Source organism: Pseudomonas sp. NyZ480, from assembly GCF_029537255.1.
Lineage (GTDB): Bacteria > Pseudomonadota > Gammaproteobacteria > Pseudomonadales > Pseudomonadaceae > Aquipseudomonas > Aquipseudomonas taiwanensis.
Genome location: NZ_CP120626.1, coordinates 5,068,366 through 5,084,529 on the forward strand (window position 1 = coordinate 5,068,366; position 16,164 = coordinate 5,084,529).

Consider the following 16,164-nt stretch of genomic DNA (forward strand, 5'->3'; position numbering starts at 1 on the left):
CTGGCCAATATGAGCGTGTAGCACGAAATGTCCGGGAACTTAGACACAGAAATATGGTGGTGCCAGTGAGCCAACAACGAACCCTAGAGAACCTTAGCAACGAGCAAGACCATATTCGAGGCCTGTTGAATAGCTAATAGCCGACGACAGGGCACTGATGAGGAGGCATGGGCGAGAACGACTACCAGCACGGACCTTATTACTGCATCCGACACACGCCGCAGCGCTGCGGCTCAGTTATGGAAAGTAATCAAGGAGGTGGCCCAGCATGTCGCCCAGGGGGGGCATCATGGTCCTCTGTCGGAACTCGACAACCATTGCCTCCTCGGTGGCTGTCAGCTTGGCACTAGATGGTTTGGCAGGCCCCACCGAGAATGCTGCGTGGTGGCTCGTGATCGCCATTTGATGACGGTCTTCATGTTCAGTCGGTAGCGGGCGGCGAGCTTCGATTCGACTCTTTCGACGCTTGGAGCTCGGCTCGTATTCTCGGCGTCGTGCGGGCTGAGCCATGGATACGTCCTTCCAAAATGCATCCGCCTCATGAGGCGTCAAGGATGCACCATGACTCTCTTGGCCTGAACACCTAGCCCCAGCATCGCCCTTGCCCCACTGATGTCCTGTTCCGGGGTGATGTTCAGTTCGCTGCCCAAGGTATTGAGCAAACTGGCCTGCGCTTCGGGCGCCTGCACCTCGCCCTGTTGCCTCTGGTTCTGCATGAACGGGGAAACGAAGGGTTGGACTGGAGACTCTGGAATTTGTTTTGCGGCACTTATCGAAGTGCACCCCATAGCAATCACAATTGATGAAAATCCAGTTCCACCTAGCATTTCTAACAGTTGCGGAAAATCTCAAATCTCTCGAATCTAAGCATTGATGCTAGCCGAATCTTAGTGAAGACCGCCAATCCAGGAGAGTGCTCCAAATGACAGATAAGCTACCAGCCATAACCTACACGGTTTATGGATATCAGCATAATGACTACTTGAACAAGGCTTTCTCAGGCTTCAACGGTGGGATATGGCACTCGGAACTCGACGGATACTTCATGGGTAACGGCCATCGTACCTTCAGCACTGTACGCATGCGCTTTAATTCCCCAGACAGCTTAAGTCCTTTCGATGAGGGTGGCATCAATAGCTACGTATACTGCGGAGATGACCCTGTAAATTTCACTGACCCAACCGGGATGAGTAGAGTCTACTTCCTACATCGCTTCATGCCGAAGCAGCAAAAAGTTTCTCCATCGCAACATTTTCAATCCGCCATGGCGGACGACTTATTATTTCAACCAGGCAAAGCCAAAAAACCCCGAAAGCACTTACGCCTGGAAGACTTATCAGCCCAAACTGATTACAATCATTACAACGACTACTCCGACCAGCAACTAAAACAAAAAGCTCGCCGTTTCAATGAACTACTTTCCAAAGAAGACGCTCGTCCAAAAAGAACCTCCCATGAAACCTCAAAGTATTTCCAAGCCTCTACCAGATACCGGAGCAACCTTAACGCAATAGTAGAACAATATAGTATGCGCTATCCCGACCACGCTCTTAGCCTCTCCGACCAAGGAAGAAACTTCTGGGAGAGCTCAGACAGTGGAATGTCTATTTACTCCACTGCAAGCACCAGCTCCCCTACTGCAAGCACCGGCGTGCTTAGTCATAACAATAAAACCGTAAGATCCGGATAACTGGCTCGCTCATTCCAGACATGAGTCCGTTCCACCGCCCAGCGCTTTTGGCATGACCACAAAGCCGCTCACAACCGGCCTGCCATGAACAAATCGCCTTACTCTGAATGCCATTTCCCGGTACGGCGATTGTTCGGTCCTTGTATCATCATATTTGATACAGGCGAAAGCGCACCGGGCTTACAGCCCTTGCCTTAGGGTATTATTTTCGCTTTATAGCTTTACCCTCTTTGGCCAAAGTGGGATTAAGGCATAGGCTTACTGCAGGTGCCATCACCCACCAACCACAACGTATTCCCACCTACCTCCGGCAAGACATTTAAGAATTCACCTATTCCGTGTAGGACGTTTCCGAAACATACTCGCAATCCCCCAAAGCCATTGCAGTGACCTGGGTCGCGCTCTAGTCTCGGGCGGTCGTTACTAATCAACGACCGGCTTTGACAGGCCGATTTCGACGGACGCATTGTGGCTTGCCTTTTATGGTGGCTGTGCGTGGGGCACCTCGTGTGCGCCGGGTTTACTCTGTCGACCGGTCTGTCAACCCGCGTACAGCCGCCACCCATATGTTTGACAGCAAGGGCGTCGGCACAACCGACAGAGGTTTACACCATGCTCAAGATCGTCCCCGATCCACCCCACACCTCCCCTTCCCTCGAAGACACCCTCATCCAGGCCACCGACTATGCCCTGTGCGCCCAAACCGTCGCGCACCAGGCCATTCTGCTGCAGCCCAAGTCACCGACCTCGATCCTCATCATGGCCACGATGCATGAGCTTGAAGCGCTGCGCGTACTGCTGGAGACGGCGTTGATCCAGATGCAGATGCCAGCGGAACCGCGAACGCTGCATTAAGGCGTGAGACTTGTGTTGGCTGGGCTGGCCCTATCGCGGCTAAAGCCGCTCCTACAAGTATTGCGCTGGGCCTGTAGGAGCGGCTTTAGCCGCGATAGGGCCGGGCCTGGCAGTCGAGAAACTGCAGGGAGGTTGAATGATGACCAGCGACGACACCAAGACCACCGTCGGCAAGACCTTTTTCTACCAGGCCGAAGGCCACAACCACCCGTTGTTCTGCATTGCACCGGGCATTCCCTGCCAGAGTGCCCGGGAACAGGCTTCGGAACTGATGGGCTATGTGCGGGATTTGACCATTGACGGGCTGATGGACAACAAGCCGCAGTTGCTCTGGGCTTCACATTATCTGAGCGCATTGGCCAAGGCGCTGCTGGATGATGCCGAGCTGGGGATGATGCGCTGAGCCACGGGTTGGCAGGGCTGGCCTCTTCGCGGGGCAAGCCCGTTGCGATAAGCCCCAACCCCACTCTTTTTTGCGCACGCCATCGCTGTACGTCCTGTATCCAACTGAAAACAGGTTTTTTAGAGGTGCCCTTTGGCCAAAGTGGGATTAAGGCATAGGCTCACTGCAGGTGCCATCCCCCATCAACCACAACGTATTCCCACCTACCTCCGGCAAGACATTTAAGAATTTACCTATTCCGTGTAGGACGTTTCCGAAACATACTCGCAATCCCCCAAAGCCATTGCAGTGACCTGGGTCGCGCTCTAGTCTCGGGCGGTCGTTACTGATCAACGACCGGCTTTGACAGGCCGATTTCGTCAACCACATGGCTTTGCCTCTATGGCAGCTGTGCATGGGGCACTCACGTGCGCCGGGTTTTGGTTGACCTACCGGTCTGTCAACCCATGTACAGCTGCCGCCTTCTTGTTTGACAGCAGGCTGGTGGTGGCACCATTAGAGGTCAATCCATCATGCTCAAGATCGTCCCCGATCCACCCCACAATTCCCCTTCCCTCGAAGACACCCTCATCCAGGCCACGGACTATGCCCTGTGCGCCCAAACCGTCGCGCACCAGGTCATTCTGCTGCAGCCCAAGTCGCCGACCTCGATCCTCATCATGGCCACGATGCATGAGCTTGAAGCGCTGCGCGTACTGCTGGAGACGGCGTTGATCCAGGTGCAGATGCCAGCGGAACCGCGAACGCTGCATTAAGGCGTGAGACTTGTGTTGGCTGGGCTGGCCCTATCGCGGCTAAAGCCGCTCCTACAAGAATTGCGCTGGGCCTGTAGGAGCGGCTTTAGCCGCGATAGGGCCGGGCCTGGCAGTCGAGAAACTGCAGGGAGGTTGAATGATGACCAGCGATGACACCAAGACCACCGTCGGCAAGACCTTTTTCTACCAGGCCGAAGGCCACAACCACCCGTTGTTCTGCATTGCACCGGGCATTCCCTGCCAGAGTGCCCGCGAACAGGCTTCGGAACTGATGGGCTATGTGCGGGATTTGACCATTGACGGGCTGATGGACAACAAGCCGCAGTTGCTCTGGGCTTCACATTATCTGAGCGCATTGGCCAAGGCGCTGCTGGATGATGCCGAACTGGGGATGATGCGCTGAGCCATGGGTCGCCAGGGCTGGCCTCTTCGCGGGGCAAGCCACAGGTTCCGCGTGAGATGTTAAAACTGTTAATTCTGCCAGTATCAAAATTTCTGCGGCTGTTCAAAATGGCTCTTGATAGCCCCATTCATTCGGTGCAGCAGAGATTTGCGTCATGACTACAGAATCAACCTGTTCGCTTTACTTCTACCAAGCCACCAGGCTCATCGCGATAAAACAGGGCAACCAGCACCGCACAATCTTCCGCACCGTCGACATGCCATTAGCCCAACAGCAATCCGATAGCCATAAGCCTGGCCTGCTGGCGATAGATGGCAAGGGTAAGGTATTGCAGGTCCAACAGAATGGCCAAGGCGAAACTCACAGGTACTCCGCCTACGGCCATGACCCAAGACTGCCATCATTGCTGACACTGCTTGGGTTCAATGGCGAAGCCTCCACCTCATTACAGTCCGACTACGCATTGGGCAATGGCCATCGATCGTTCAGCCCTGCGAGGATGCGCTTCAATTCACCGGACAGTTTGAGCCCATTCGGAAGAGGTGGGCTCAACGCGTATTGCTATTGCATGGGTGATCCTGTGAACAATATAGATCCTAGCGGGCGCTCCCTTGTTTTCCTGCCAAACGGCCAGATAATGCGGCGCAGTCGAAATATGGCAACCCCGGCAGGCCACTGGATGAGCCCTTCAACTCTCACGAGAACCGCTTCGCTCAAGACGTTGAACCTCTCCCCACCTTCAAACCAAACCAGGCGAGCGTCATTCTCAGGTGCCAGCCCTATGTCCGAGCAAGCCGCCACTCCTTCAACACCCACAAAAAAGATACCCCTCCAGCGTGTATCGCCATACCGTCCTGACACCCCCCAACACTTAGTCGAGTGGGTAATCCGGGATGCAAGGCACGAACCTCTTTTGCCTAGATCAACTGCTGGTGGTAAACCCACGGCCACCATCAAGGCTATGCCATCCACGCAAGAGTCGAGCTGGCAACTACGCTCGGATCCACCCGAGCCATCGTCATCTGATACGTCCAGGGACTCGACTCCGCGTAGCAGCCGATCAGCCAGCCCTACTCAGACTCCAAATCAGCCCTACTAGGTGCAGACCACCGCCGACTTTAGTAACAGTCAAAGCTACAGCCGCAGATATGATCCGCAAGGACATACCAGAGACCTCCATTGCAAAGCGCCCCGAGCGAGCAATTTCGTGCAGGCCCGCGAACGCATAAAAAACTGTTAATTCTGCCAGTATCAAAATTCCTGCGGCTGTTCAAAATGGGCTTCGAGCAGCCTCCATTCAACCGATACGGCAGGGACTGGAATCATGAGCAAATCATCAAAACGCAGGCTTTTCTTCTATAACACCGACAAGCCAACTACCGTAAAAGAAGGCGACTACTACCACACCATCATTCGACATGCCGATATGCCCTTGGCCGAGCAGCGAGTAGACGGGGTATCGAGCACAGGGTTGCTGGCAACCGATGACAAAGGTTCTGTGTTCGTGGTGCAAGGCAAAGAAGGCGAAAGCTCCACCACCCGCAATGACCAGGCGAACTGACCCGCTCCACCGCTGACCGATTCGCCCATTGGCATTTCGCTCCACCGCCCTCGGACAACCCAGAAAAAACAAAGCCCCTCACGGGAGGGGCTTTGTCTTGTCAGTCACTTCACGCCGCGCCCCACATCTTGTGTGGGTCGATCACGAATTTCTTCGGCGCACCGGCATCGAACTCGCCGTAGCCTTCCGGCGCCTGATCCAGGTTGATCACCTGCACGCCCACCACTTCGGCAATATTGATGCGGTCCCACATGATCGCCTGCATCAGCTGGCGGTTGTACTTCATGGTCGGGGTCTGGCCGGTGTGGAAGCTGTGCGACTTGGCCCAGCCCAGGCCGAAGCGGATGCTCAGCGCACCGATCTTGGCAGCGGCATCTACCGCGCCCGGGTCTTCGGTCACGTACAGGCCCGGGATACCGATGTTGCCGGCGACGCGGGTAACCTGCATCAGCGAGTTCAGCACCGTGGCCGGGGCTTCGTGCTTGGCACCTTCGTGGCCATGGCCACGTGCCTCGAAGCCTACGGCGTCGACGGCGCAGTCCACTTCCGGCTCGCCGAGGATGTCGACGATCTGCTCGTGCAGCGGGGTGTCCTTGGACAGATCGACCACTTCAAAGCCCTGGGACTTGGCGTGGGCCAGGCGGGCTGGGTTGAGGTCGCCGACAATGACGCAAGCAGCGCCCAGCAGGCGTGCCGAGGCTGCAGCAGCCAGGCCGACCGGGCCGGCACCGGCAACGTAGACGGTGCTGCCTGGGCCTACGCCGGCAGTCACGGCACCGTGGTAGCCGGTTGGCAGGATGTCGGACAGGCAGGTCAGGTCACGGATCTTCTCCATCGCCTTGTCGCGCTGTGGCAGTTTCAACAAGTTGAAGTCGGCGTAGGGCACCAGCACGTACTCAGCCTGGCCGCCGGTCCAGTCGCCCATGTCGACGTAGCCGTAGGCACCGCCGGCGCGGGCCGGGTTGACGGTAAGGCAGACACCGGTGTGCATCTCTTTGCAGGAGCGGCAGCGACCACAGGCAACGTTGAACGGTACCGAGACCAGGTCGCCGATCTGCATGCGCTCGACGTCGCGGCCCTTCTCGACGATTTCACCGGTGATTTCGTGGCCCAGAACCAGGCCGACCTGGGCAGTCGTGCGGCCACGGACCATGTGCTGGTCGGAGCCGCAGATGTTGGTGGAAACCACCTTGAGGATCACGCCGTGCTCGATCTTCTTGCCGCGTGGGTCTTGCATTTTCGGGTAGTCGATCTTCTGTACTTCGACCTTGCCAGCGCCGAGATACACCACTCCACGATTGCCAGACATGCTCTTACCTCGCTTGATTTGTATTTATGCAGCGTTGGTTGAAGCGCCACCATCCATGGGCGGCTTGTGTTACTGGAATGCAGAGAATTGTGGGCCTGATACCGCAGGGTGCACTGACTGGGAGCGACAAGCAGATGCCTTTTAGCGGCAGCAGTGTCGCGGGGAAACCGGCGGGATGAAACCGAGGGGGTGAACTGTTCGGGCCTCTTCGCGGCCAAGGCCGCTCCTACAGGTACCACGTTGCCCCTGAAGGCATGATATCCGTGCGGGAGCGGCGTCAGTCGGGAAGAAGCTGGAACAGCCGTTAGAGAACGACAGTCCGATTGGCGTTCAGGAACACCCGCCGCTCGATGTGATAGCCCACCGCTCGCGCCAGGGTCAGGCACTCGATATCACGCCCTTTGGCGATCAGGTCTTCCGGGTAATGGCTGTGGTCCACCACTTCGACGCCCTGGGCGATGATCGGCCCCTCGTCGAGGTCGTTGTTGATGTAGTGCGCGGTGGCACCCACCATCTTCACGCCCTTGTTGTAGGCCTGGTGGTACGGCTTTGCGCCTTTGAAACCAGGCAACAACGAGTGGTGGATATTGATCGCCCAGCCATCCAGGCGCCGGCACAGTTCAGGCGACAGTACCTGCATGTAACGGGCAAGAATGACCAGCTCGGCACCAGTTTCCTCGATCACGTTCAACACCTTGCGCTCTTGCGCTGGCTTGTCCTTGGGGTCGAGGGCGAAATGGTAGTAGGGAATCTTGTACCACTGCGCGAGCGGTTCGAGGTCGGGGTGGTTGGACACCACCGCGACCACGTCCATGCCCAACTGGCCGATGCGCTGGCGATACAGCAGGTCGTTCAGGCAGTGGTCGGCCTTGGACACCATGATCACCACCTTGGGGCGGTGATTCGGCGCGGTCAGCTCGAACGTCATGCCGAACGCATCGCTACGCTCGGCAAGGCCGGCACGGAAACCGGCTTCGTCGAAATCGTCCGGCTGGCGGAACTCGACGCGAATGAAAAAGCGCCCCGACAGCCGATCATCGAAGGAGTGGTGCTCCGTGACATAGCAACGCTGCTCGAAGAGGTAACGCGTCACCACATCGACGGTGCCGAGCATGCTCGGGCAGTCGGCGGTGAGAATCCAAGTATCCGGTGCCCGACTCATGTTCAGTTCTCCTTAGGCTTCGATGCTCAGGCCATACTCGGCCGAAGCGTCCTGCAGCCACAGCCACCAGTAGTCGGAGAAGCTGCGGCGAACCACCAGTTCCCAGGTGTCCTCGGCAGTACGGCGGATCACCAGTTGCGACTTGGCGAACACGGTACCGACCGCCTTGCCCACCGGGAAGTTGTTCGGGTGAACATCGTAGCTGGTTGACTTCATCAGCACGTCGCGCACGTTCGGGCCGCGTAGCTCCAGCACGCTCTGTCCGCCGCTGACGTTGACCACTTGAATGTGCTGGCCTTCGAGGGCCGCACGCAGTTTCTGCTCGGTTGCGAACTCCTGGCCGCCTGGGACGATCAGTAGCCACTCATCTGGGCCCATCCATTGCAGCGACATTTCGCCATTGGCGACCACGGTCAGCGCCACCGGCAGCTCCAGGCCCAGGGCCTTGTGCACGCCTGCGGCGAATTCTGGGTCATGGCCATCGCCACGGATGGTCAGGTGACCGAGGAATTTCTTCTCACGCAGGGTCACGCCTGCGTTCTTGCGGCCTTTGCCCACCAGGCTGGCCAGGTCGGCGTGGTGCAGTGGCGACTGGGCCTTGGCCTCGGCGCCGGGGTTTTGCTGGAAGACGTTGATAGCGCTCATTTCTTACCTGCCTTGAATTCTTGTTCGTCGATGCGAAGCAGCTTCTGTGGTGTGGCCACCGGCACTATCGCCGGCAAGCCACCCCCCACAGGGCCCAGAGTCAAACGTTCTGCCGCTCACCCTTCGGATCGAAGAACACCGAAGACACGATTTCCGCCTCGATCACGCTGCCGTCGGCCTGCGGCGAGTAGACACGCTCGCCCATGCGCTTGAGGCCGCCCTTGACCACACCCATGGCGAACGAGTAGCCCAGGGAGTTGGCCGCGTAGCTGGAAGTGACGTGCCCGACCATGTCCATCGGGATCGGCTGTTTCGGGTCGAACACCAACTGAGCACCTTCCGGCAGCCACTTGGTTGGGTCCACGGGCTTGAGGCCCACCAGCTGCTTGCGGTTTTCGCGCACGCAGTCTTCGCGGTTCATGCCACGCAGGCCGATCCACGAGAACGGCTTGTTGCGGCCCACGCACCAGCTCATGTTCAGGTCGTCCGGGGTCATCGAGCCGTCGGTATCCTGGCCAACGATGATGAAGCCCTTCTCGGCACGCAGCACGTGCATGGTCTCGGTGCCGTACGGGGTCAGGTTGTACTTCTTGCCTGCCTCGACGATCTTCTCCAGCACACCCATGGCGTAGTTGGCCTGGACGTTCACTTCGTACGAGAGCTCACCGGTGAACGAGATTCGGAACACACGGGCCGGCACGCCGCCGACGGTGCCTTCCTTCCAGGTCATGAACGGGAAGGCTTCCTTGTCCAGGTCGATGTCGTCGGTCAGCTCGCTCAGCAGCTTGCGGCTGTTGGGGCCGGACAGGGTCAGTGTGGCCCAGTGGTCGGTGACCGAGGTGAAGTACACCTTCATCTCTGGCCATTCGGTCTGGTGGTACAGCTCCAACCACTGCAGCACACGGGCGGCGCCGCCGGTGGTGGTGGTCATGTAGAAGTGGTTGTCGCCAACGCAAGCGGTCACGCCGTCGTCGAAGACCATGCCGTCTTCCTTGCACATCAGGCCGTAGCGAGCCTTGCCCACGTCGAGCTTGGTCCAGGCGTTGGTGTACACGCGGTTGAGGAACTCGCGGGCATCCGGGCCCTGGATGTCGATCTTGCCCAGGGTCGAGGCGTCCAGCAGGCCCACGCTGTCGCGCACGGCCTTGCATTCACGGGCCACGGCGGTGTGAATGTCTTCACCCGCCTTGGGGAAGTACCACGGACGTTTCCACTGGCCGACGTCTTCGAATTCGGCGCCGTTCTTCACGTGCCAGGCATGCAGGGCGGTGAAACGCACAGGCTCGAACAGGTGGCCGCAGTGGCGACCGGCTACCGCACCGAAGGTCACCGGGGTGTAGTTCGGGCGGAACATGGTGGTGCCCATTTCCGGAATGCCGATACCCAGCGAACGGGCAGCAATGGCCAGGCCGTTGATGTTGCCCAGCTTGCCCTGGTCGGTACCGAAGCCCAGCGCGGTGTAGCGCTTGACGTGCTCGACCGACTCGAAGCCTTCGCGAGTGGCCAGTTCGATGGCCGCGGCAGTGACGTCGTTCTGCTGATCGACGAACTGCTTCGGCGCACGGGCAGTGCCCTTGTCGTGCGGAACCTGGAACAGCGCGACGGTCGCTTCTTCCTTGCGCTGCACGGCTTTTGGCAGGGTGCCGACGGTAGCCTTGAAGCCGGCTTCGGTGGCGGCTTGCACACCACCTTCGAAACCATTGGCAATCACGTCACCGAGTGGGTACACGCCGTTCACGCCGCCTACGCACACGCGCTTCTGCGGTGCGTCGCCCGGCACGAAGCCGAGGATATCTTCACGCCATACCGGACGGCCGCCCAGGTGCGAGGCCAGGTGAACGACCGGGCTGTAGCCGCCGGAGGTGGCGATCAGGTCGCATTCGAGCACTTCGCCAGGGCTGGTGACCTTGTGCGCTTGGACGTCGATGGCGGCGACACGGGCGCCGGTGACGTGCTTGCTGCCCTTGGCCTCGATCACAGCGCTGGAGGTGAGGATGCGAATGCCCTTGGCGCGCGCTTCCTCGACCAGCGAACCGCGTGGATTGTGGCGCGCGTCGGCGATCGCCACCACTTGCAGGCCGGCGTCGTGCCAGTCCAGCGCGGCGCGGTAGGCGTGGTCGTTGTTGGTCGACAGCACCAGTTTGCGGCCTGGGGCCACGCCGTAGCGGCGTACGTAGGTGGAAACGGCACCGGCCAGCATATTGCCCGGCACGTCGTTATTGCCGTACACCAGTGGGCGCTCGTGGGCACCGGCCGCCAGCACCACGCGCTTGGCGCGGACACGGTGGACGCGGTGACGCACCTGACCGATCGGGGCACGGTCACCGAGGTGGTCGGTGAGGCGCTCGTGGATGGTCAGGAAGTTGTGGTCGTGGTAGCCGTTGACCGTGGCACGCGGCAGCAGGGTCACTTCCGGCAGGCTTTCCAGCTCTTTGACGACGCTGTTGACCCAGTCCGCGGCAGGCTTGCCGTCGAGGGTTTCGCGGCTGTCGAGCAGGCTGCCACCGAACTCTTCCTGTTCGTCGGCCAGGATCACACGGGCACCGCTACGGGCGGCGGCCAGTGCGGCGGCCAGGCCAGCAGGGCCGGCACCGACGATCAGCACGTCGCAGTGCTGGTTCATGTAGTCGTAGCTGTCCGGGTCGTTCTGCAGCGGCGCGCGGCCCAGGCCGGCTGCCTTGCGGATGTACTTCTCGTAAGTCATCCAGAACGATTTCGGGTACATGAAGGTTTTGTAGTAGAAGCCCGGCGGCATCATGCTGCCGCCAACCTTGCCGAGAATGCCCATGACGTCGTTGTTGACGTTCGGCCAGCCGTTGGTGCTGGTCGCGACGAGGCCTGCGTACAGTGCCTGCTGGGTGGCACGCACGTTAGGGATCTGGGTGGCTTCGCTGGAGCCGATCTGCAGGATGGCGTTCGGCTCTTCGGTCCCGGCGGCGATGATCCCGCGAGGGCGCGAATACTTGAAGCTACGACCGACGATGTCGACGCCGTTGGCCAGCAGCGCGGCGGCCAGGGTGTCACCGGCATAGCCCTGGTAGGTCTTGCCGTTGAAGGTGAAGTTCAGGACCTTGCTGCGGTCGATACGGCCGCCGCTGGCGAGGCGATAGGTCTGGCTCATACTTTTTCCCCTTGGCCTTTGACGGTCGACGGTGCGCTGCTGGCCTTGCCGTTGGCGGTCACCTGTGGCTTCTCGCCAATCTTGTAGGTTTCCAGAATTTCGTAAGTCACGGTGTCACGGGTGACGTTGAAGTACTGACGGCAGCCGGCAACGTGGTCCCACAGTTCGTGGTGAATACCGCGAGGGTTATCGCGGAAGAACATGTAGGTGCCCCACTCCTCGTCGGAGCAGGCGTTGGGGTCCAGCGGGCGGGCGATGTGCGCCTGGCCAGAGGCGTGGAACTCTTCTTCGGAGCGCAGCTCGCCGCAGTGGGGACAGAAAATTTGCAACATGACGGTTGTCTCCGGTTAGTGGGCGACGGCAGCAGCGCCGTGTTCGTCGATCAGTGCGCCGTTGTAGAAACGGTCGATGGAGAAAGGCGCAGCCAGCGGGTGCATCTCGCCCTTGGCCAGGCTCGCCGCGAAGACGTTGCCCGAACCCGGGGTGGCCTTGAAGCCGCCGGTACCCCAACCGCAGTTGAAGAACATGTTCTTGACCGGGGTCTTGGAGATGATCGGGCACGCATCCGGGGTGGTGTCGACGATGCCGCCCCACTGACGGTTCATGCGCACGCGGGACAGGTTCGGGAACATTTCGACGATCGCTTGCAGGGTGTGCTCGATGATCGGGTAAGAACCACGCTGGCCGTAGCCGACCCAGCCGTCGATACCCGCACCGATCACCAGGTCGCCCTTGTCGGACTGGCTGATGTAGCCGTGCACGGCGTTGGACATGATCACGCTGTCGATGATCGGTTTGATCGGCTCGGACACCAGTGCTTGCAGCGGGTGCGATTCCAGCGGCAGGCGGAAGCCGGCCAGTTTGGCCATGTGCCCGGAGTTACCGGCGGTGACCACGCCGACGCGCTTGGCGCCGATGAAGCCCTTGTTGGTTTCCACGCCGATGACCGCGCCGTTTTCCTTGCGGAAACCGATCACTTCGGTCTGCTGGATCAGGTCCACGCCCAGGGCATCGGCGGCACGGGCGAAGCCCCAGGCCACGGCGTCGTGACGGGCCACGCCGCCACGGCGCTGAACGGTCGCGCCGAGGATCGGGTAACGGGTGTTCTTCGAGCAGTCCAGGTACGGGATCTCGGCCGCGACCTGGGCGGTGTTGAGCAGCTCGCCATCCACGCCGTTGAGGCGGTTGGCGCTGACACGACGCTCGGAGTCACGCATGTCCTGCAGGGTGTGGCACAGGTTGTAGACGCCGCGCTGGGAGAACATCACGTTGTAGTTGAGGTCCTGGGACAGGCCCTCCCACAGCTTCATGGCGTGCTCGTACAGGTGCGCCGACTCGTCCCACAGGTAGTTGGAACGCACGATGGTGGTGTTACGGGCAGTGTTGCCGCCGCCCAGGTAGCCCTTCTCGACTACCGCCACGTTGGTGATGCCGTGCTCCTTGGCCAGGTAGTAGGCCGTGGCCAGGCCGTGGCCGCCACCGCCGACGATGACCACGTCGTAGACCTTCTTAGGGGTCGGCGTGCGCCACATGCGCTGCCAGTTCTCGTGGTGGCTGAGAGAGTGTTTGAAGAGGCCGAAGCCCGAATAACGTTGCATGGTGGGTTACTCCCTCAGCGGTAAACCGGGAAATCGGCGCACAGGGCGGCGACGTTCTTGGCCACATCGGCTTCGACGTCGGCATCGCCGAGGTTGTCGAGGATGTCGCAGATCCAGCCGGCCAGGGCCACGCACTGGGCAACCTTGAAGCCGCGGGTGGTGACGGCCGGGGTACCGATGCGCAGGCCAGAGGTGACGAACGGCGACTGCGGGTCGTTCGGTACGGCGTTCTTATTGACGGTGATGTGGGCGCGACCCAGGGCGGCGTCGGCGTCTTTGCCGGTCAGGCCCTGACGAATCAGGCTGACCAGGAACAGGTGGTTGTCAGTGCCGCCGGAGACCACGTCGTAGCCGCGATCGACGAACACCTGGGCCATGGCCTGGGCGTTCTCGATGACTTGTTTCTGGTAGGCCTTGAATTCAGGTTCCAGCGCTTCCTTGAAGCACACGGCCTTGGCAGCGATGACGTGCATCAGCGGACCGCCCTGGGCGCCTGGGAAGACGGCCGCGTTGAGTTTCTTCTCGATCTCTTCGTTCGACTTGGCCAGGATCAGGCCGCCACGAGGGCCGCGCAGGGTCTTGTGGGTGGTGGTGGTGACCACATCGGCGAACGGAATCGGGTTCGGGTACAGGCCAGCGGCGACCAGGCCGGCCACATGGGCCATGTCGACGAACAGCAGCGCACCCACTTTGTCGGCGATGGCGCGGAAGCGTGGGAAGTCGAGGGTCTTGGAGTAGGCCGAGAAGCCAGCAACGATCATCTTCGGCTTGTGCTCGACAGCCAGGCGCTCGACTTCGTCGTAGTCGATCAGGCCGGTGTTGGTGTCGATGCCGTATTGGACGGCGTTGTACAGCTTGCCCGAGGACGACACCTTGGCGCCGTGGGTCAGGTGGCCGCCATGGGCCAGGCTCATGCCCAGGATGGTGTCGCCGGCCTGCAGCAGGGCCAGGTAGACAGCGCCGTTGGCCGAGGAGCCAGAGTGTGGCTGGACGTTGGCGTAGTCGGCGCCGAACAGCTGCTTGGCGCGCTCGATGGCCAGCGCTTCGACTTTGTCGACATGCTCGCAGCCGCCGTAGTAACGCTTGCCTGGGTAGCCCTCGGCGTACTTGTTGGTCAGGCCGCTGCCCTGGGCCTGCATCACGCGCTTGCTGGTGTAGTTCTCCGAGGCGATCAGCTCGATGTGATCTTCCTGACGCTGTTCTTCGGCATTCATCGCCGCCAGCAGTGCATCGTCATAACCTTGGATCTGGTCTTGCTTGCTGAACATCTTGTTTCTCCCGGCAGCGATCGTTTCTTGTCTGTAAGGCACTGTGGCCCTTTATGGCGATGGTATGACTGGCCGGGGTGACTCAGATGCCTGCGCACGCCTTGCAATGGCGCGTTTACGACATTCGTCGTTGTGCTGTTTATGCCGGCCCTGTCACGGGCGAACCCGCGTCCACAGCCAGTGCGGTGTGCTGAAGGCCTGTGGTATCGCTGTGGGAGCGGGTTTACCCGCGAGAAGGCCAGCCCGGCCACCACACATATCAACCGATGCGCAGCTTGTATAGGCAACCGCCGAAGCGATGGTTTAGAGTGCTGTTCTGCGTCGTTCACAGGACCGTGTCATGCCAGATAACAGCCAACAATTCGCCAGCGACAACTACTCCGGAATCTGCCCCGAAGCCTGGGCGGCGATGGAAAAGGCCAACCATGGCCACGAACGCGCCTACGGCGACGACCAGTGGACCGAGCGTGCCTCGGAGTACTTCCGCAAACTGTTCGAAACCGACTGCGAAGTGTTTTTCGCCTTCAACGGCACTGCCGCCAACTCCCTGGCCCTGGCCTCGTTGTGCCAGAGCTACCACAGTGTGATCTGCTCTGAGACCGCCCACGTCGAAACCGACGAATGCGGCGCGCCGGAGTTCTTCTCCAACGGTTCCAAGCTGCTCACCGCGCCTAGCATCGAAGGCAAGCTGACCCCGGCGTCGATCCGCGAAGTGGCCCTCAAGCGCCAGGACATCCACTACCCCAAGCCACGTGTGGTCACCATTACCCAGGCCACCGAAGTGGGCACCGTGTACCGCCCCGACGAGCTCAAGGCGATCAGCGCCACCTGCAAGGAGCTGGGCCTTAACCTACACATGGACGGGGCGCGCTTCACCAATGCCTGTTCGTTCCTCGGCTGCTCGCCGGCCGAGCTGACCTGGAAGGCCGGCGTCGACGTGTTGTGCTTTGGCGGCACCAAGAACGGCATGGCCGTCGGTGAGGCGATCCTGTTCTTCAATCGCGCCCTGGCCGAAGACTTCGACTACCGCTGCAAGCAAGCCGGGCAACTGGCTTCGAAGATGCGTTTCCTGTCGGCGCCATGGGTCGGGCTGCTGGAGGATGGCGCCTGGCTGCGCCATGGCGCCCACGCCAACCGCTGCGCACAGTTGCTGGCGTCGCTGGTCAGTGATTTGCCTGGGGTGGAGCTGATGTTCCCGGTGGAGGCCAACGGGGTCTTCCTGCAGATGCCGGAACCCGCCATCGAAGCGCTGCGTCAAAAGGGCTGGCGGTTCTACACCTTCATTGGTAACGGTGGGGCGCGCTTCATGTGCTCGTGGGATACCGAAGAGGCCAGAGTTCGCGCGTTGGCAGCGGATATCAGAGCCATCATGGGCCATTGATCGAGCCCACTAT

General features: G+C 60.3%; 15 protein-coding genes and 3 pseudogenes. 8 read left to right on the top strand and 10 right to left on the bottom strand.

The window, feature by feature from the left end:
• Positions 1-240: 240 nt before the first annotated feature.
• Positions 241-526 (bottom strand): annotated as a pseudogene (locus tag P3R38_RS23280) (IS481 family transposase); the annotation flags it as partial.
• Positions 527-584: 58 nt separating this feature from the next.
• Positions 585-716: pseudogene (locus P3R38_RS23285) on the bottom strand (DUF2780 domain-containing protein); the annotation flags it as partial.
• A gap of 206 nt (positions 717-922) precedes the next feature.
• Here P3R38_RS23285 and P3R38_RS23290 point away from each other — a divergent pair.
• On the top strand, positions 923-1,690 hold the full coding sequence (locus P3R38_RS23290; protein ID WP_277686652.1) for an RHS repeat-associated core domain-containing protein: 768 nt from the start codon (positions 923-925) through the stop codon (positions 1,688-1,690).
• On the opposite strand, the pseudogene P3R38_RS23295 reads toward P3R38_RS23290, so the two are convergent.
• Positions 1,660-1,839, bottom strand: a pseudogene (locus P3R38_RS23295) (hypothetical protein); the annotation flags it as partial. The gene P3R38_RS23290 and the pseudogene P3R38_RS23295 sit on opposite strands and share 31 nt — an antisense overlap.
• A 463-nt stretch (positions 1,840-2,302) precedes the next feature.
• Between P3R38_RS23295 and P3R38_RS23300 the strand changes: the two are divergent.
• From P3R38_RS23300 to P3R38_RS23325, 6 genes are all read left to right on the top strand, one after another.
• A complete protein-coding gene (locus P3R38_RS23300; RefSeq protein ID WP_277686653.1) occupies positions 2,303-2,545 on the top strand; it encodes a hypothetical protein in 243 nt (80 codons plus the stop codon).
• Between the two features lie 139 nt (positions 2,546-2,684).
• On the top strand, positions 2,685-2,948 hold the full coding sequence (locus P3R38_RS23305) for a DUF3077 domain-containing protein (RefSeq protein ID WP_023382755.1): 264 nt from the start codon (positions 2,685-2,687) through the stop codon (positions 2,946-2,948).
• Between the two features lie 512 nt (positions 2,949-3,460).
• Positions 3,461-3,703 (top strand): hypothetical protein, encoded by a 243-nt coding sequence (locus P3R38_RS23310; protein WP_023382754.1) that lies wholly within the window; start codon positions 3,461-3,463, stop codon positions 3,701-3,703.
• Positions 3,704-3,842: 139 nt separating this feature from the next.
• Positions 3,843-4,106 carry a DUF3077 domain-containing protein gene (locus tag P3R38_RS23315; RefSeq protein WP_023382755.1) on the top strand — a complete coding sequence of 88 codons (264 nt, stop codon included), beginning with the start codon at positions 3,843-3,845 and terminating at the stop codon, positions 4,104-4,106.
• Positions 4,107-4,362: 256 nt separating this feature from the next.
• Positions 4,363-5,205 carry an RHS repeat-associated core domain-containing protein gene (locus P3R38_RS23320; protein ID WP_277687234.1) on the top strand — a complete coding sequence of 281 codons (843 nt, stop codon included), beginning with the start codon at positions 4,363-4,365 and terminating at the stop codon, positions 5,203-5,205.
• A gap of 225 nt (positions 5,206-5,430) precedes the next feature.
• Positions 5,431-5,667, top strand: a complete 237-nt coding sequence (locus tag P3R38_RS23325) for a hypothetical protein (RefSeq protein ID WP_277686654.1) — start codon at positions 5,431-5,433, stop codon at positions 5,665-5,667.
• A 109-nt stretch (positions 5,668-5,776) separates the two neighbouring features.
• Here P3R38_RS23325 and fdhA read toward each other — a convergent pair whose 3' ends face one another.
• From fdhA to P3R38_RS23360, 7 genes are all read right to left on the bottom strand, one after another.
• Positions 5,777-6,976: a formaldehyde dehydrogenase, glutathione-independent gene (gene fdhA, locus P3R38_RS23330; RefSeq protein WP_023382759.1), complete on the bottom strand. Its 1,200-nt coding sequence runs from the start codon at positions 6,974-6,976 to the stop codon at positions 5,777-5,779.
• Between the two features lie 304 nt (positions 6,977-7,280).
• Positions 7,281-8,138 (bottom strand): formyltetrahydrofolate deformylase, encoded by an 858-nt coding sequence (purU, locus tag P3R38_RS23335; protein ID WP_277686655.1) that lies wholly within the window; start codon positions 8,136-8,138, stop codon positions 7,281-7,283.
• 12 nt (positions 8,139-8,150) lie between these two features.
• Positions 8,151-8,783 (bottom strand): sarcosine oxidase subunit gamma family protein, encoded by a 633-nt coding sequence (gene soxG / locus P3R38_RS23340; RefSeq protein ID WP_023382761.1) that lies wholly within the window; start codon positions 8,781-8,783, stop codon positions 8,151-8,153.
• A gap of 100 nt (positions 8,784-8,883) precedes the next feature.
• Positions 8,884-11,904 (bottom strand): sarcosine oxidase subunit alpha, encoded by a 3,021-nt coding sequence (locus P3R38_RS23345; RefSeq protein ID WP_023382762.1) that lies wholly within the window; start codon positions 11,902-11,904, stop codon positions 8,884-8,886.
• Entirely contained in the window at positions 11,901-12,236 is a 336-nt protein-coding gene (locus P3R38_RS23350) for a sarcosine oxidase subunit delta (protein WP_023382763.1), read from the bottom strand. The genes P3R38_RS23345 and P3R38_RS23350 overlap by 4 nt, the downstream gene beginning before the upstream one ends.
• A gap of 15 nt (positions 12,237-12,251) precedes the next feature.
• A complete protein-coding gene (locus P3R38_RS23355) occupies positions 12,252-13,502 on the bottom strand; it encodes a sarcosine oxidase subunit beta family protein (protein ID WP_023382764.1) in 1,251 nt (416 codons plus the stop codon).
• A 14-nt stretch (positions 13,503-13,516) separates the two neighbouring features.
• Positions 13,517-14,770 carry a serine hydroxymethyltransferase gene (locus P3R38_RS23360; protein WP_023382765.1) on the bottom strand — a complete coding sequence of 418 codons (1,254 nt, stop codon included), beginning with the start codon at positions 14,768-14,770 and terminating at the stop codon, positions 13,517-13,519.
• A gap of 340 nt (positions 14,771-15,110) precedes the next feature.
• Between P3R38_RS23360 and P3R38_RS23365 the strand changes: the two genes are divergently transcribed.
• Entirely contained in the window at positions 15,111-16,151 is a 1,041-nt protein-coding gene (locus P3R38_RS23365) for a low specificity L-threonine aldolase (protein ID WP_023382766.1), read from the top strand.
• Positions 16,152-16,164: the final 13 nt, after the last annotated feature.

Bases quoted from the DNA above. Each gene is read 5' to 3' on its own strand.
- P3R38_RS23290 (WP_277686652.1), top strand. From the start codon at position 923: ATGACAGATAAGCTACCAGCCATAACCTACACGGTTTATGGATATCAG.
- P3R38_RS23300 (WP_277686653.1), top strand. From the start codon at position 2,303: ATGCTCAAGATCGTCCCCGATCCACCCCACACCTCCCCTTCCCTCGAA.
- P3R38_RS23305 (WP_023382755.1), top strand. From the start codon at position 2,685: ATGACCAGCGACGACACCAAGACCACCGTCGGCAAGACCTTTTTCTAC.
- P3R38_RS23310 (WP_023382754.1), top strand. From the start codon at position 3,461: ATGCTCAAGATCGTCCCCGATCCACCCCACAATTCCCCTTCCCTCGAA.
- P3R38_RS23315 (WP_023382755.1), top strand. From the start codon at position 3,843: ATGACCAGCGATGACACCAAGACCACCGTCGGCAAGACCTTTTTCTAC.
- P3R38_RS23320 (WP_277687234.1), top strand. From the start codon at position 4,363: ATGCCATTAGCCCAACAGCAATCCGATAGCCATAAGCCTGGCCTGCTG.
- P3R38_RS23325 (WP_277686654.1), top strand. From the start codon at position 5,431: ATGAGCAAATCATCAAAACGCAGGCTTTTCTTCTATAACACCGACAAG.
- fdhA (WP_023382759.1), bottom strand. From the start codon at position 6,976: ATGTCTGGCAATCGTGGAGTGGTGTATCTCGGCGCTGGCAAGGTCGAA.
- purU (WP_277686655.1), bottom strand. From the start codon at position 8,138: ATGAGTCGGGCACCGGATACTTGGATTCTCACCGCCGACTGCCCGAGC.
- soxG (WP_023382761.1), bottom strand. From the start codon at position 8,783: ATGAGCGCTATCAACGTCTTCCAGCAAAACCCCGGCGCCGAGGCCAAG.
- P3R38_RS23345 (WP_023382762.1), bottom strand. From the start codon at position 11,904: ATGAGCCAGACCTATCGCCTCGCCAGCGGCGGCCGTATCGACCGCAGC.
- P3R38_RS23350 (WP_023382763.1), bottom strand. From the start codon at position 12,236: ATGTTGCAAATTTTCTGTCCCCACTGCGGCGAGCTGCGCTCCGAAGAA.
- P3R38_RS23355 (WP_023382764.1), bottom strand. From the start codon at position 13,502: ATGCAACGTTATTCGGGCTTCGGCCTCTTCAAACACTCTCTCAGCCAC.
- P3R38_RS23360 (WP_023382765.1), bottom strand. From the start codon at position 14,770: ATGTTCAGCAAGCAAGACCAGATCCAAGGTTATGACGATGCACTGCTG.
- P3R38_RS23365 (WP_023382766.1), top strand. From the start codon at position 15,111: ATGCCAGATAACAGCCAACAATTCGCCAGCGACAACTACTCCGGAATC.